This window comes from Pedobacter gandavensis, assembly GCF_032678745.1.
Classification (GTDB): domain Bacteria; phylum Bacteroidota; class Bacteroidia; order Sphingobacteriales; family Sphingobacteriaceae; genus Pedobacter; species Pedobacter gandavensis_C.
The window spans coordinates 97,406-112,410 of sequence record NZ_JAVTST010000004.1 but is presented as its reverse complement, the minus strand read 5'-3'; the positions used below and the strand labels follow the sequence as shown (position 1 = coordinate 112,410).

Here is a 15,005-nt window from a genome sequence, read left to right as displayed (position 1 = left end):
CGCAGGTAAGTTTCATAAACTTTTGAATAAAAACTAGAATTATGGTTTGCGAGAGCAAAATCCTGATTTTTTAACTCAAAGCTACAACTATGAAAAACTTACAAGATGAAAAAGGTGTGCTGCATGAGGACCGCAGTATTCTAACCGCCCCTTTGCAACGCCGCTCATTTCTGCAATATGCAGGTGCTGGTGCAGCAGGAATCGCTCTGATTGCCGCTGGATGTAAAAAAGATAAAAACATAATGGACAATGGTGGAAACAAACCCGGAGTCACACTGGATTTTAAAGACGATATCGGTGTACTGAACTATGCCTATGCTTTAGAACAATTAGAAGCCGCATTTTATGTTCAGGTGGCTGCTACTCCATATGCAAACATTAGTGCATTAGAACTTGCTTACTTTAAAGACATACAATTTCATGAAATTGCCCACCGTGAATTTTTCAAGAATGCATTGGGACCAGCTGCAATCGCAGGATTGGAGGTTGACTTTTCAAAAATCAACTTTGCCGACAGGACCAGTGTATTGGGGACTGCCAAAGCTTTCGAAGATTTAGGGGTTTCCGCTTATAATGGCGCTGGAAGTTTATTAAAAAGTACCGTTTACCTTACCCTGGCGGGCAAAATTGTATCTGTAGAGGCGCGTCATGCGGCTTATATCAGAGAACTGATCTCGCCAAATTCCTTTTCTAACGTAGAAGTGGTAGATGCCGTAAACGGGCTGGACAAATCGCGTAACCCTATGGAAGTATTGGCCATTGCGGGTGGATTTGTGAAAACAAAAATCAACGTCATTAATTTATAGTCTAAACCTGGAAATCATGAATATCGTCGATATATTAGAAGAAATTGAAAAAGTGGATGGAGAAGTGTATGAACGCTTTAGTCCACGTAGAACTGCAATGAAGGAGTTTTTCAATGTAGGAAAGAAAATAAGTCTGGCTGCAGTGCCATTGGCATTAGGCTCCATGTTTAATAAAGCATACGGACAAAGTACTTTACCAGCTAATGTTAAAGCAGTATTGCAATTTGCCTTAACTCTGGAACATTTTGAAGCAGCATTTTATACCCAGGCTTTGAAAACTACTGGTGGAGCAGATTTCTCCGGATCTAGCCAGATGGCTTTAGATAAAGCTGCAATTGGAATCATTAGTGCCCATGAAACTTCCCATGTTAACTTCTTAAAAGGGGTGATTGGTGCAGATGCAGTGGCTGCTAAAGCCAGTTATGACTGGACTGCAAGCGGTGCTTTTCCAAATCCATTTGCCGTAGGTAACTATGGTGTGTTCCTGGCAGTAGCTCAGGCATTGGAAGATACTGGTGTTCGTGCTTATAAAGGTCAGGCACCAGCATTAGTTGGACAGGGTGGGGTCTTGACCGCCGCATTGAACATCCATTCGGTGGAAGCGCGTCATGCAGCCAAAATCCGTTACATGCGTGCCCAAAATGGATTCAGTATAAAACCATGGATTACAGGTGGAAATGATAGTGGTGTTGCCAATGCAGCAGCAGTATACGCAGGAGAAGAGATTGTGATTCAGGCAGGGATTACCATTACCGGAATTAATGGGACTGCAGTAAATGCGAATGCTGCTTCCGAATCATTTGATGAGCCATTAACTACACAACAAGTATTGGATATTGTGAAATTATTTGGTGTTTCTTAAAATAACTGGGGATTTGTTTAGGTTTAAGATGGGGAAGCAGACGAAATGTCTCGCTTCCCTTTTTTAATAGCTAGTAATTGATCACCTGTTCTTCCAGATGCTCCGGAAGGTCGCGGTAATTGTACTGCTGACCGCGAAGCTGAGGCTCAAAACCTGCTTCTCTGATCGCATCCTGTATTCCTTTCGCCGTAAAACGGTGTGGTGCGCCAGCTGCAGAAACTACATTTTCTTCGATCATAATTGATCCAAAATCATTCGCTCCGGCATGTAAGCACAGCTCAGCAACATTTTTTCCTACTGTTAACCAGGAAGCCTGAATATTTTTAACGTTAGGAAGCATAATTCTACTCAAAGCAAGCATTCTGATATACTCATCTCCGGAAACATTATTGCTGATTCCTCTTAATCTTTTTAATAAAGTACCGTCATCCTGGAAAGGCCATGGAATAAAGGCAAGAAAACCCTTTGCATCTGCCGGTTTTTCGCTCTGTACCTCTCTGATCCAAACCAGGTGTTCAAAACGCTCTTCAATGGTTTCCACATGACCAAACATCATGGTTGCCGAAGTGGTGATGTCCAGCTGATGAGCCGCACGCATCACATCTAACCATTCTTTACCGCCGCATTTACCTTTAGAGATCAACCTTCTCACACGGTCGTTCAGGATTTCTGCTCCTGCACCTGGCAAGGAATCCATTCCTGCTTCTTTTAAAGCGCGTAGTACTTCTGTATGAGAAATCCCTTCCAGCTTAGCCACATGGGCAATTTCCGGCGGACCTAAAGCATGCAGCTTTAAATCAGGATATAATTCTTTTAACTTTCTAAACAGATCGGCATAAAATTTCAGTCCAAGGTCCGGATGGTGACCACCCTGCAACAACAACTGATCTCCTCCTAATCGGAAAGTTTCTTCGATTTTAACCTTATAAGTTTCAATGTCAGTGATATAGCTTTCGTCGTGTCCTGGTCTTCTAAAGAAATTACAGAACTTGCAGTTGGCAATACATACATTGGTGGTGTTTACATTACGGTCTATCTGCCAGGTCACTTTCCCGCTAGGTACTTGTTTTTTCCTCAGTTCATTGGCCACATAGGCCAGTTCGGCAGTTGACGCATGGTGATACAGAAAAACGCCTTCTTCTTGTGTAAGAAAGTCGAATTTTAGCGCCCTATGCAATAATTCGGCTGTATTCATACTGCAAATATACCATAAGTTCCTTTCTTTTTATTTCACATTATTATCACATTTCCCTTTTGCTTTATTCCTATATTTGGCTGATTATTTTTATATATATGGTAGATTTTAACCGTTTTACATTGGCCAATGGATTGCGTGTCCTGGTACACGAGGATGATACAACGCCTATGGCGGTGTTAAACATTCTATATGACGTTGGTGCAAGGGACGAAGAACAAGATAAAACCGGCTTTGCCCATTTATTTGAACACCTGATGTTTGGTGGTTCTGTAAATATTCCAAGCTATGACGAACCCTTACAAAGGGTAGGTGGGGAGAACAATGCTTTTACAAGTAATGACATCACCAACTATTACATCACCTTACCGGCAACAAATCTGGAAACCGCTTTCTGGTTGGAAAGTGACCGTATGTTGAGCCTTGCTTTCTCAGAAAAAAGTCTGGAAACACAGCGTAATGTGGTTTGTGAAGAGTTCAAACAAAGATATTTGAATCAACCTTATGGTGATGTATGGTTGAAGCTGAGACCACTTGCTTATAAAGAACACCCTTACCGATGGGCAACTATCGGACAGGATTTAAAGCAAATCGAAGATGCTAAAATGGAAGATGTGAAAGCATTTTTCAAAAAACATTACCATCCAAAAAATGCCATTATGGTAGTTGGTGGAAATGTAAAAACGGAAGAAGTAAAAGCATTGGCGGAGAAATGGTTCGCATCGATCCCTGCAGGGGAGCAAATCGAAAGAAACCTTCCTGTAGAGCCACAGCAAATGGAAGCCCGTGAAGAAACAGTGGTTGCAGAAGTTCCTTTGAATGCGATTTATATGGCCTTCCAAATGCCGGATCGTGCAGATAAAGATTACCAGGTTTACGACCTGATGTCTGATATCCTTTCCCAGGGCCAATCTTCCAGATTATACAATAGCCTGCTTAAGGAACAACAATTGTTCAGTGATATCCATGCTTACCTAACCGGAAGTATAGATAAAGGCTTGTTCATCGTGGAAGGTAAACTGGTAGAAGGCGTAACCATGGAAGCTGCGGAGGCAGCGATATGGAAAGAACTGAATGCCATTGCCACAGTAGAGGTAACGGTAGATGAGCTGACGAAAGTGAAAAACAAGTCGGAATCTATTATTGTATTTGCAGAAATGAGCCTTTTAGATAAAGCCATGAACCTGGCTTATTATGAGTTATTAGGGGATGCCGAGCTGTTAAATACAGAAATCGACAGATACCATGAAGTAACTTCATCACGTATTTTGGAGGTGGCAAAAAGCACCTTCGTCAAAGAACAGTCTTCAATTTTATACTATTTAACTGCCCAAGATGCTTAATCGTACATTAGCGCCTGAATCAAAACAGGTAGATGAAATAAATTTTATTGAGCCATTAAAGCAACAGCTGGACAATGGCATTCCGGTATTTACCATCAACGCAGGTAAGCAGGAACTGGTACGTATTGAGTTTATCTTTGAAAACGTAAACTGGGATCAAACCAAACCACTACAAGCGGTTACGGTGAGCCACCTGATCAATAATGGAACAACAGAACTAACAGCTAAGGATATTGCGGAAAAGGTAGACTATTATGGTGCTTTCCTGCAAACGGAATATGGTGCAGACCAGTCGAGCGTTAAAGTTTATACCCTAAACAAACACCTGGCAGCAGTATTACCGATTTTAAAGGCAATCCTTAATGACAGTGTTTTCCCTCAGCAGGAGCTGGATATCTTTATTCAGAATCAAAAACAATCCTTACAGGTAAGCTTGCAAAAGAACGACTTCCTGGCGAGGAAACATTTTGCCAATGCTATTTTTGGAGATTCCAGTTATGGATCAAACATCGAAGCTTCGGATTATGAAGCCATACAGCAGGCTGATTTGCTAAGCTATTTTAAAGCAGCTTATAAACCTGAAAATTGTACCATCATTGTAGCCGGGAAATTTGAACAGACAGAATTTGATCTATTAAATGATGTTTTAGGAAAAGCCTGGAATAACAATGAAAAATCTGAGGTCAACAAATTTGACTTTACTGCCGTAAAAGGAACAGAGCTGCTGATTGAAAAACCGGATGCCATTCAATCGGCTATTCGCATGGGTAAATTGGCGATCACAAGAAACCACAAAGATTTTCCTGGATTCCAGGTGATGAACTGTCTGCTTGGTGGCTATTTCGGTTCCCGTTTAATGGCCAATATCCGTGAGGATAAGGGCTACACCTATGGTATCGGCTCTGCAATTGTTTCCTTAAAAGATGCAGGTTACTTCTTTATTGCCACAGAAGTAGGGGCAGATGTTTGCAACAATACCTTGATTGAAATCGAGAAAGAGATTGACTTGCTAAAATCAGAACTTGTATCTGAAGAAGAATTAAACCTAGTTCGTAACTATATGTTAGGTTCCATGTTAGGCAGTTTAGAGAATGCTTTTTCTCATGCTGATAAGTTCAAAAATGCCTATTTCTCTGGATTAGATTATAAGTACTACGATAACTATATTGAAACAGTGAAAACAATCAGCCCGGAAGATTTAAAACGCCTGGCCAATCAATATTTGAACACCACCGACTTCAGTAAAGTCATCGTAGGTAAAAAATAGAAAAACGTATCCTGGCTATTAAATTTTGGCCAGGATAGTTTTTTGTTTATCTGCCTGATAGAGCTTTTTACGAAAAGCTACATACTCATTATACTTAGCAGCAGGATAGGTTTTTTTCGTTACCAGAATTGAACGCTTGTAAATTAAGGTGTTGTCTTTTGCTACAACTGTAGCGGTATACTTTCCAAATTCAGAATCTATTACAATATCTTTAGGAATAAACTCCACTTTAAAGTCTTTAGGAAGGGTGTAAATCACTTCGTCCTGATCCATATATCCGTAACTTACTGCAAAAGGCGTTTTTCTATCTTCAATCGTATTCAGGGTATTCTCTACTCTATTCAATAGGTTCAGTGTAAGGAATAGTTTATCTCCCCCCTGGGTAAGGAGCTGACTGCTTTTTAGCTGAATATTCGCATTGATGACCGGCTGGGTTTTATCTGGTTGCGTATAACTCAGGGTCTTGATCTCTATGTTTGGAATAGAGAAAGAATTCATGATTCTTTTTCTCTGATTTACAGGTTCAATGAGCATCATACCCAATTGGTCTTCATACTGCGCGTTTCCGTACTTCGTCTCTATCTGAATGTCGGCTGATCCCTCTTCATTCAGCACCACATTTGTGGTACTTTTCATGTAATTACTTTCAGGCTTAAGTCCTGGAGTCTCCACCAGCTTTCCGCCATCTTCGGTAACCAATAGGACTGTTCTTCCTGAATTGTTATTGCCTATAAATCCTGCTGGATTGTAATTACTGGTACACTCCAGCCAGGTAGTATCTTTTCCTAAAGGAACACAAAGGATCATGTGGTTGGCCTGATTCATACTTGCGTATTTTCGGTTTAAAGAAGGCATTCCATTCCCGATCACTACCAGGTCAGATTTGATCCCTGCCTCTGCTAACATAGACTTCATGTAATTCGATAAGCCTTTGCAATCTCCATAATTTACGCTGGAAACCTTCTCTGCAGAAATTGGTTTGTATCCTCCGATACCGAGCTGTACGCCTACATATCTGGTGTTTTCTTGTAAGTATTTATACAATAACCTTACTTTTTCCTCTGCTGATCCAGCGGATTTTATCATGTTTTGTACTTTAGCTTTTGCCGGTTCTGTAAGCGTCTGGCCGTTTTTGCTCAATTCAAACATCCAGGAGCCCAGGTTTTTCCAATTCTCTATATTAGCTGTTGAATTGTCATATTCAAATTGATTTGGTGCCAGGGTTACCCATGGATTAACAGTTTTCAAACCGGTACTCAATGGTTCAGTTTCCAAAGCAGGGATGGCCTGACAAGACCATTTGTATTCCATTTTATCTTTCAGTAATAAGGAGTCTGTTTTTAGGCCATTACTTTTCAGGTATTTAAAGCTGAACTCTTTTGGGATCTTAAAAGTGTATACCGATTTTTCAACAGCGATTCCAAAACCTGCAGTAGCAGTCCAGGAGGGGTAGGAGCGAATGCCGTTGTAATCTGTCTCGTAGCTGTATTCAATGGTATATGGAAAACTGGTATGTCTGAATTCTAAATACTTTATCCGGCTCAATTCATATAATGAACCATCAGAAACGGCACTATGGTCTTTGAAATCAGAACTTCGGTAATCTTTAATCTTCTTTCCCTGGGCATCATAAATACTCGCTTTTAAATTGGAAATACTAGAGAAATTGTCATAATATTCGTAAAAATCGCTACGTCCTTCACCACTCTGATTTACAATAGTCACCGCAGTTTTATATCGCTGTGTAGCCGATCCGATTCCTTTTACCTCATAGGTTAATTCTTCATTTCTAATCACTACACTTGCATGTTCCATGAGCTGAGCCGGAATTGCACTTACATCGTAATTACTTTGGGCGACTAACTGTTGGCTGGCCAAACCAAATAAGGCCATGAATATGATTCTTTTCATCATTAAATCTTTTTTAACACTATCTGTTCAGCCTGTTTTCTAACGATATTTTTAAAAAAGTCTTGTAATCCCTTGTATTCTTCAGGGGTATATACCGCTTTTTTGATGACAATTTTACTGGTTATTTGTAGCGTATTGTCTTGTGCAGCCGTTAAAAATGTAAATGATGCACTTTGATCTTCAAGGCTGATTTTTTCACTTTTTGGTAATTTATCCAATTGATAGCCAGCAGGGAATTCAAGGTTAAAACGATAGACTTCTTCGGTAGGGAAACCAAAATCAACAGGGAATTTTCTGTCTTCCAGTTTAAAAGGGTTTTCTGTGGTTTTGTCGTATAAAAGTGGCGTAAAGTACAGCAGATTTCCTGCTTCTTCAATATGATCTTCAATTTCAACATCCATGGTCTCAGTGATCGCCTCCTTTTGATCATTGAGGTTGCTGACTACGTAGTTTTTTATGGATAAACCGGGTTTATTACTCTTATAGTCTTTTAAGTAGGCTGCTTCATTTAAGGCTTTTTGGTAATCGTCTCGGAAGTTTAAGCCCTCATAAAAAGAATAGGAAGAGTAACGTTTACCACTCATCTTGTTTTCTTCTCCCAATATCAGGGAGTAAGTAATTTGTTTTCTACTGATATTAAGCTGCTCCAATGGAATCCATTCCCCGGTAAGGGTTTCCATATCAATTTTGAAGCCTTCATGGCTCAGGTTGTCAAAAGCAATCAGACCTGGAATATGGTTTTTATCTACGGCATCAAGGAACAAGTACTTTTCTCCGCTAAGCACAGCTACAATAACATTGTCAAACTGACTCAGCATCGGTAATCCCGAATGTGCGCCATTATCTCTGGTACTTAGCAGTACAGGAAAGGCAGGGATATCGGCTGCCTTTAATAGCGCATAAAGACTCAGGTTAATATCTGCAGAATTCCCTGTTTTCTTCTCCAACACAGATTTAGGATTCGTTGCATCCGCATAAAGACTATTTTCGCCATTCCATTTTACACTATTTTTCACATAATTGAAAAGGATGTTAACGATACTATCTTGATTGGTTTCTCCTTTTATCAGTTGTTGAACTAGTGTTTTTTGGGAGCTTCTTTTGTCAGCAAATAAACCAAACTTTTCCTCTTCTTTAATAGTGGTGATGATTTTCGGCCAAGTGCTGGTGTAATTGGTCCTCATCTGGTTAGGGTATTGCGTAGAACTAAGTTCAAAATCGATCTTGCTAATATAATCCTGTAAGGTGGTGATAAAAGGTTCTGATTTCAGCGCAGGTACATTTTCCGCAGTGTAATTGTGTGTAATAGCAAGTGCATCATAATGACTCGTTCCTAAAGTATAAGTCTTTTGGCTCCTTTCAGCTTTAGGATTCAAGAAAATGAAACCCTGAGCAGTAGTTTTGTAGTCGAAATATTCAGGAATGGTAACAGAATAGCTGGAATACAATACTGGGATACTTTTTTGAAAATACCAGGTCTTCAGTTTGAATTTGAAGTCAGAAGTAACCCTATATTTATATTCTATAATAGCACCTTCTTTTACATTAGGTAAGGTGAATTTTTTAAGGGTATAATTTTTATCTTGTTTCTCTGAGAATTTCCCATCTTTATTGATTTTAAAAGGAATAATTTTACCATTCTCCAAATGGTAAGTTGCAGCTTCCAGTTGACTTAATGTACTTTCATTTCCTTTGTTATTGTAAAGCTGGATCTCCAGATTGGCTAGGTCATAAGCCGTTTTATTGATCACCTTATATCGGGTATGGCGCTCATACACAAAGACAAAATCGTTTGTTTTTGAGCTGATTTCAAACCATCCACGGCAAATGTCAAATAAGGCTACTGCTGCTGCGGCAGAATCAACACCTCCCGGTTTAACCTCAAATTCATTAAGGTTTATTTTTCCATATTTGAAATTTTTGGCTTCTGTTCCTGTGGTTTGGGCAAAGGTAGAACTTACGGTTAGTAGAAATAAACCGCATAATAGTGATTTTAAAGTATGCATGAACGTTAGTTTGGTGCCGCAATATAAGTCTTTTTTTTTCTCTAAAGTTGAATTCATATGGGTTGACTTATTTTTTTGGTAAATCAATTAGCTAAAGGTTGTGGCTGCTTGCAGATAAGTAGGAGTTTTTGCGTTTCGATTGATTTTTCCACATTTTTTTAAAGCACTAAATACACAGGAATTATTTGTTGATATTTGTGCCCAATTAAAATCTTTAAGCTAAATATGTCTCCGATTAAAATAGATGTGAACGACCTGACTTACAAAATAAATCCTGATTTGTCGACGATCGACTGGACTTACGTATGTGAGTTATTTGACAAGGTAGATTGGAGAACAAGGGTAGAAGCAGACATAGAAGCAGCTTTTAGAAGAAGCAGCTGGACTTTATTCATTTATAAGGGAGATCAGCTGATTGCTTTTGGAAGAACCATTGACGATGGCAGATATTATGCAATTCTTGCAGATATCATTGTTGATCCTGATTTTCAGGGAAATGGACTGGGTAAATACCTGGTAAATACCTTAAACGAAAAACTGGGCGACAATTACCATTTCGTAAACCTGACTGCAGCTCCGGGTAAAGGTGATTTTTATAAAAGTCTGGGTTGGAAAAAACAGTCGACCTGTTACATCTGGCCACAAGGACCGAAACAAAAAAGACTACACACGGAACCAGATCCGGAAGAACCTACAACTTAATTCCCGAATTCTAGCCCAGGCTAGCTATTTCGAAACTCTTTAAATGAAGAAGGTCTCCTTCCGGTCATCTTGAAAAAGGTGTTACTAAAGGAGGAGATACTATCGTAACCTACTTCATAAGCGATCTCACTAATGGTCAGATCGCTTTCCAATAACTTTTCCATCGCCTTAGTGATCCTCACCAACTTCAGGTATTGAAAAAAAGAAATGTCCAGCGAAGCCAGGAAAACTCTGGATAAGGTGCGTTCGCTAAAGCCTGTTGCAGCAGCAATACCGGCTAAAGTCAGGGCCTCTGATAAATGCTGATGAATGTATTGCAAAGCAGGCCTTAAACGCTCATTATCCGTAGTAGGAACCACAATCGGTAGGGGATGTTTACTGATATCGGGCAGGATGTTTTTTAAAGTGTTTAGGAAGTCATATTGCCGGCTTCCCGGGTTGATACTTCCATTCCAATGCTCTGAATATTTGAGCATTTCCAATAATAAATTGTTAACAGGATAAATCCCAATCTGGTCGTAAAAAGGATCAGGGCTTTCAGCAGTCGTATCAAAATAAATGTTGCGAACAATTGCAGAGCGATAGCGGTGTTCCAGATGATGTGCAACTCCCGCAGGAATCCATAGGTAATGGCGACCAGGAAGAAAGTAAGACTTGTCATTCGCATATAGAAAAATCACCCCACCTTCTACATAGGTTAGCTGCCCTTTAAGGTGTTGATGGTGGCGGAAACGGTCTTCAAACTTGCTATGCCACACATAAGTGCTTTTCGGATGCTCATCTATTGCCGTTAACAGGCTTTCTTTAGTACTATGATCCATATGGCTGGTTTGAACAAATATATGTCACTTTAGATAAAATAAAGAAAGAATTCTTAGCCGAAATTTGTAGCATTAAATAATATATATGAATTTTAGCTCGTATAAAAGAACATTCCTCCTTGGAATGCCGCTTCTTTTATCCTCTCTTTTTACCCATGCACAGGAACCTGTGGATCCTGAAAATGCACTTTCCATCAGCCAGGTTTGGCAACTAACAGACAGTAACAGCAGGAAGATACAAATGAACCAATTGGAAGTATTGGCTTCTGAAGCGGGGATTAAAGTGGCCAGATCAGAAAGGCTGCCAGAAATTGATGCCAATGGGGTGTTGGCACACATCTTTAAAATGCCGATTTATGAAAACGGGTTGTTTCATACGCCGACACAATTTCCGGTAGAACCTAAATACTATAAAGTATCCGGGGAGGCCTACCTGAATCTTTATAATGGTGGAAAAACGAATCGCGAAATTGCCGCCTCCAAGACAGAAAATCAGCTGGCAATCGCTAAAAATAACTTAAGTAAGCAGGAGATTCATTTCCTGGCTGCGGTTTATTTTTATGATGTCTACCGCAACCAGTCTTATAAAACATTGCTCCTACAAGACATCAAGGACAGGGAAAAGCAATTGCATGAAATCAGTGTGTTGTATAAAAACGGCACAGTGCTTAAGAGCGATGTGTTGCGTGCAGAACTGCGCTTGTCGAAACAGAAAATGATGTTGACAGAAATTGAAAACAGCATCCATATCGCCGAACAAAAGCTCAATCTGCTCATTGGCAGAGCCGATGATACGCCTTTAAAGCCCCTCATCTCTGATACAGAAACAGATCCGGTATTCATCAAAGGACTCAGCAATTACCTTGCTGCCGGACAATCGAATTCTTTTAAACTCAAAATTTCTGAGCAGGAACAAAAACTTGGCGTATTGAAATTGAAACAGGTAAAATCAAATGTCCTGCCCTCAGTTGGTCTATTCGGAGAGTATATGCTGGCCTATCCGCAGATTCAGTTTTATCCTTATGCATTGGCACCATACCGTAATGGAATGGCTGGCTTAAAACTTAAGATCCCTATTTCTGCCCTTTATACCAATAAGAACAAGGTAAAAGTGGCCGAAATTAAACTGCATCAGCAGGAAGTAGAAGAGGAAGAAGTGAAAGATAATATTCGTCAGGAAGTACAGGAAAACTATATCAGATATACGGAATCATTGAAACGAATAGAAGTGGCAAATGAAAATATTAAGCAAGCCGCAGAAAGTTACCGCATCGTACAAAATACCTATTTCAACCAGTTGTCTTTATTGACCGATTTACTGGATGCAGAAACCCAACTTTTACAATCACGTTTTGAATTAACGACTGCAAAAGTAAATGCCAAAATACAATACTATCAATTAGAAAAAGCCGTAGGAAACCTATAATATGAACACGCAAACACAAAATAAAACAGATAAAAGAATTTCGGTAGTCACGACGGTCATTGCTGCCATAGTCATGGTGGTCTTGTTGATTTGGGGAGGGAAAACCGTATTTACCTATTTACGTTTCGAAGAAACCAATGACGCACAGGTAGAGGAATACATCAATCCGGTTACAGCTAGGGTAAATGGCTATATCAAAACAGTTCGCTATATCGAAAATGAGGAAGTGAAAAAAGGAGATACCCTGGTGGTTATTGACGATAGCGACTATACCGTTCAACAAGAGGAAGCGGAAGCTTCGGTTTCCAATGCTAAAGCGCAGGTTGCTGTATTACAAAGCAATATCCAGACAGCTGGTACAGTCGCGAATGCGAGTAAAGCAAAAATTGCTGCTGCCAAAGCAAAATTATGGAAGCAACAGGCCGATTATGAACGCTATAAAAAACTATTTGAAGCAGAATCTGCTACACGCCAGCAATTAGAAAGTATGCAAAGTATGCTGGAAGTGGCACAAGCAGACTATGATGCGGCACAGGAAGATTATGCAGCGGCAATTTCTAAAACCAACGACATTAAAGCACAATCAGAAGTTCTTCTTTCTGAAATCGAGCGTAGAGATGCCGTATTGAAAAGAAACCATTTGAATACTTCTTATACGGTCATATTAGCACCTTATAATGGGAAAATGGGCAGAAGAACGATTCAACCAGGTCAATTGATACAAAGCGGACAAACCATTGCCTATATCGTAGATAAAGATGCAGGAAAATGGGTGATTGCGAATTTTAAAGAAACGCAGATTGGAAAAATGTATGTAGGTGAACCTGTAGCGATAGAAGTAGATGCGTTTCCAGGGCAGTCTTTTGAAGGAAAAATAGAATCGCTTTCGGCAGCTACTGGCTCCAGATTTTCTTTATTACCTCCAGATAATGCAACGGGTAATTTCGTAAAAATTGCACAACGCATTCCGGTAAGAATTCGCCTGGAAGGAGAAACAGCAGCATTAACCAATCTAAATGCAGGCATGAGTGCAACGGTTCACATCAAGAAAGAACATGAATAAAACGGCGCCTATTTTTAAATCCTGGGCACCGGAATGGCTGATCAAACTGAGTATCCTGCTATTGCTGCTTTCTTCGGTACTGCTTTTCGCTTTATCTACTGCAGATGGAACTGCTGCGGCAGGATATTACGGGATGGAACCTGCCGATGTGCAATTCTCCTTGTTATTATTTTATGCTGCTGTTGCCAGCTTTGCCGGCGTGGAACGCAGATTTTTTGAACGGATCATCACTAAAGATTACTTGCTGATCTGTATTGTACTGGAAATCCTGATCGCCTATTTTTGTTACCATACCCGTGAAATATGGCTGGTATTTACCTTTAGGTTTTTGCAGGGAATTGTCAACTGTGGGATTACCAGTATTTGTCTGACTTTATTGTTTGGAAGACTAAAATCGGAACATTCCAGAGAAGTAGGCTACACCATTTTTTATGGGATGATCCTTTGCGTATCTCCGGTTACCGCCTTGTTTGCGGCGCCTATAGTGGAAAACTTTGAATACAACGTGTTGTATAAAGCGATCATTTTCTGCTTTTTACCCAGTGCAGCACTCTTGTTTTCAATTTTAAATCGCGTACACCTGATTCGTAAAAAGCCTTTATACCAATTGGATTGGGCCAGTTTTTTACTGTTTGTGGTCATGTTGGTACTGATTGCCTATGTATTGATTTATGGGCAGCAAAAAGATTGGCTGGAAGACCAAAGTATCGTTTACAGCATCATTGCCATCATTTCGCTATTTGTCCTTTCTATTTTGCGACAAAGGGCATTAAAGCGTCCTACAGTAGATCTTTCCATGTTTAAGTACCGCAATTTTAGTATTGGGATTGTTTTTCTAGTGATCTTATACCTGATTCGCGGTGCTTTTACCTTAACCAGCACTTATTTTATCACGGTATTAGGGATGGATTCTTTACATGCCAATGAGCTAATGATTTTTAATATTCTGGGCATTATTGTGGGTTCCTATATCGCGATCCGCTTCTTAATTCTGCAAAAGATGCTGCGGGTACTGTGGATCAGCGGTTTTGCCTTGTTGATGGTGTTCTTTGCGATGATGTGCTTTTTATTTGCCACAGAGGCCGATGCAGAAACGTTCATTCTTCCTCTTTTCCTGCAGGGCTTAGGTGCAGGAATGGTCATGTCACCAATCGTCATGTTTATCGTATCTGCTGTTCCGCCTCAACTGGGGCAATCTGCGGCTTCGGTTGGTGTGTTTGTCAGGTTCTCTACTTTTAGCTTGAGTCTGGCATTGATGAATTATTTCCAGTTGTATTTTAAAGGAAGTCATAATAACGACCTGCGAACTGGCCTGTCGATACTGGATTTAGGGATCTCTGAGCGATTAAATGGCTATCAAACGGCTTTATCCAGTCATGGGATGTTAAAAGATGAAGCAGCGAAACTGGCCGTCGGACTGCTAAATAAAGCCGTTCAGAAGCAGGCGTTCCTTCAGTTTTGTGTCAACTATTACGAGATGATTGCTATGCTTTGTTTGTTAACTATTGTGGGGATTGCCCTGCAACCGGTCATCAGTAAAACGATCATCAATGTAAAGGGCAAGCGGCCAGCAGCAGCAGGGTTTTAAGTAAAACCCTGCTTT

At 40.1% G+C, this 15,005-nt stretch carries 12 protein-coding genes; 8 read left to right on the top strand and 4 right to left on the bottom strand.

Going from position 1 to position 15,005, the window contains the following annotated elements:
- Window positions 1-89: 89 nt before the first annotated feature.
- Both R2S10_RS14725 and R2S10_RS14720 read left to right on the top strand, forming a co-directional pair.
- On the top strand, window positions 90-806 hold the full coding sequence (locus R2S10_RS14725; protein WP_316841188.1) for a ferritin-like domain-containing protein: 717 nt from the start codon (window positions 90-92) through the stop codon (window positions 804-806).
- 16 nt (window positions 807-822) lie between these two features.
- Complete coding sequence (locus R2S10_RS14720) at window positions 823-1,668, top strand: ferritin-like domain-containing protein (RefSeq protein WP_316841187.1); 846 nt, start codon at window positions 823-825, stop codon at window positions 1,666-1,668.
- 70 nt (window positions 1,669-1,738) lie between these two features.
- On the opposite strand, the gene mqnC is transcribed toward R2S10_RS14720, so the two are convergent.
- A complete protein-coding gene (mqnC, locus tag R2S10_RS14715; protein WP_316841186.1) occupies window positions 1,739-2,863 on the bottom strand; it encodes a cyclic dehypoxanthinyl futalosine synthase in 1,125 nt (374 codons plus the stop codon).
- Between the two features lie 98 nt (window positions 2,864-2,961).
- On the opposite strand from mqnC, the gene R2S10_RS14710 reads away from it, so the two are divergent.
- Together R2S10_RS14710 and R2S10_RS14705 are read left to right on the top strand one after the other, a co-directional pair.
- Window positions 2,962-4,206: a pitrilysin family protein gene (locus R2S10_RS14710; protein WP_316841185.1), complete on the top strand. Its 1,245-nt coding sequence runs from the start codon at window positions 2,962-2,964 to the stop codon at window positions 4,204-4,206.
- The gene (locus tag R2S10_RS14705) at window positions 4,199-5,473 is read left to right on the top strand and encodes a pitrilysin family protein (protein WP_316841184.1); all 1,275 of its coding nucleotides are present in this window, start codon (window positions 4,199-4,201) and stop codon (window positions 5,471-5,473) included. The genes R2S10_RS14710 and R2S10_RS14705 overlap by 8 nt, the downstream gene beginning before the upstream one ends.
- Window positions 5,474-5,491: 18 nt before the next feature.
- On the opposite strand, the gene R2S10_RS14700 is transcribed toward R2S10_RS14705, so the two are convergent.
- Window positions 5,492-7,387: a DUF3857 domain-containing protein gene (locus tag R2S10_RS14700; protein WP_316841183.1), complete on the bottom strand. Its 1,896-nt coding sequence runs from the start codon at window positions 7,385-7,387 to the stop codon at window positions 5,492-5,494.
- Window positions 7,387-9,447, bottom strand: a complete 2,061-nt coding sequence (locus R2S10_RS14695) for a DUF3857 domain-containing protein (protein WP_316841182.1) — start codon at window positions 9,445-9,447, stop codon at window positions 7,387-7,389. Before R2S10_RS14695 ends, R2S10_RS14700 begins: the two co-directional genes overlap by 1 nt.
- 168 nt (window positions 9,448-9,615) lie before the next feature.
- On the opposite strand from R2S10_RS14695, the gene R2S10_RS14690 reads away from it, so the two are divergent.
- Window positions 9,616-10,092, top strand: coding sequence for a GNAT family N-acetyltransferase (locus tag R2S10_RS14690; protein ID WP_316841181.1), 477 nt, complete (start codon window positions 9,616-9,618; stop codon window positions 10,090-10,092).
- 20 nt (window positions 10,093-10,112) lie between these two features.
- Here the strand turns inward: R2S10_RS14690 and R2S10_RS14685 are convergent, their stop codons facing one another.
- Window positions 10,113-10,913 (bottom strand): AraC family transcriptional regulator, encoded by an 801-nt coding sequence (locus R2S10_RS14685; RefSeq protein ID WP_316841180.1) that lies wholly within the window; start codon window positions 10,911-10,913, stop codon window positions 10,113-10,115.
- A gap of 85 nt (window positions 10,914-10,998) precedes the next feature.
- Between R2S10_RS14685 and R2S10_RS14680 the strand changes: the two genes are divergently transcribed.
- The 3 genes from R2S10_RS14680 to R2S10_RS14670 are packed head-to-tail and all read left to right on the top strand — an operon-like array spanning window position 10,999 to window position 14,990.
- A complete protein-coding gene (locus R2S10_RS14680) occupies window positions 10,999-12,339 on the top strand; it encodes a TolC family protein (protein ID WP_316841179.1) in 1,341 nt (446 codons plus the stop codon).
- Window position 12,340: 1 nt separating this feature from the next.
- A complete protein-coding gene (locus R2S10_RS14675) occupies window positions 12,341-13,402 on the top strand; it encodes an HlyD family secretion protein (protein WP_316841178.1) in 1,062 nt (353 codons plus the stop codon).
- Window positions 13,395-14,990 carry an MFS transporter gene (locus tag R2S10_RS14670; protein ID WP_316841177.1) on the top strand — a complete coding sequence of 532 codons (1,596 nt, stop codon included), beginning with the start codon at window positions 13,395-13,397 and terminating at the stop codon, window positions 14,988-14,990. The genes R2S10_RS14675 and R2S10_RS14670 overlap by 8 nt, the downstream gene beginning before the upstream one ends.
- Window positions 14,991-15,005 lie beyond the last annotated feature (15 nt).

Coding starts and splice junctions, on each gene's coding strand:
- R2S10_RS14670 (WP_316841177.1), top strand. CDS start 13,395: ATGAATAAAACGGCGCCTATTTTTAAATCCTGGGCACCGGAATGGCTG.
- R2S10_RS14720 (WP_316841187.1), top strand. CDS start 823: ATGAATATCGTCGATATATTAGAAGAAATTGAAAAAGTGGATGGAGAA.
- R2S10_RS14705 (WP_316841184.1), top strand. CDS start 4,199: ATGCTTAATCGTACATTAGCGCCTGAATCAAAACAGGTAGATGAAATA.
- R2S10_RS14685 (WP_316841180.1), bottom strand. CDS start 10,913: ATGGATCATAGTACTAAAGAAAGCCTGTTAACGGCAATAGATGAGCAT.
- R2S10_RS14695 (WP_316841182.1), bottom strand. CDS start 9,447: ATGAATTCAACTTTAGAGAAAAAAAAAGACTTATATTGCGGCACCAAA.
- R2S10_RS14690 (WP_316841181.1), top strand. CDS start 9,616: ATGTCTCCGATTAAAATAGATGTGAACGACCTGACTTACAAAATAAAT.
- R2S10_RS14700 (WP_316841183.1), bottom strand. CDS start 7,387: ATGATGAAAAGAATCATATTCATGGCCTTATTTGGTTTGGCCAGCCAA.
- mqnC (WP_316841186.1), bottom strand. CDS start 2,863: ATGAATACAGCCGAATTATTGCATAGGGCGCTAAAATTCGACTTTCTT.
- R2S10_RS14680 (WP_316841179.1), top strand. CDS start 10,999: ATGAATTTTAGCTCGTATAAAAGAACATTCCTCCTTGGAATGCCGCTT.
- R2S10_RS14710 (WP_316841185.1), top strand. CDS start 2,962: ATGGTAGATTTTAACCGTTTTACATTGGCCAATGGATTGCGTGTCCTG.
- R2S10_RS14725 (WP_316841188.1), top strand. CDS start 90: ATGAAAAACTTACAAGATGAAAAAGGTGTGCTGCATGAGGACCGCAGT.
- R2S10_RS14675 (WP_316841178.1), top strand. CDS start 12,341: ATGAACACGCAAACACAAAATAAAACAGATAAAAGAATTTCGGTAGTC.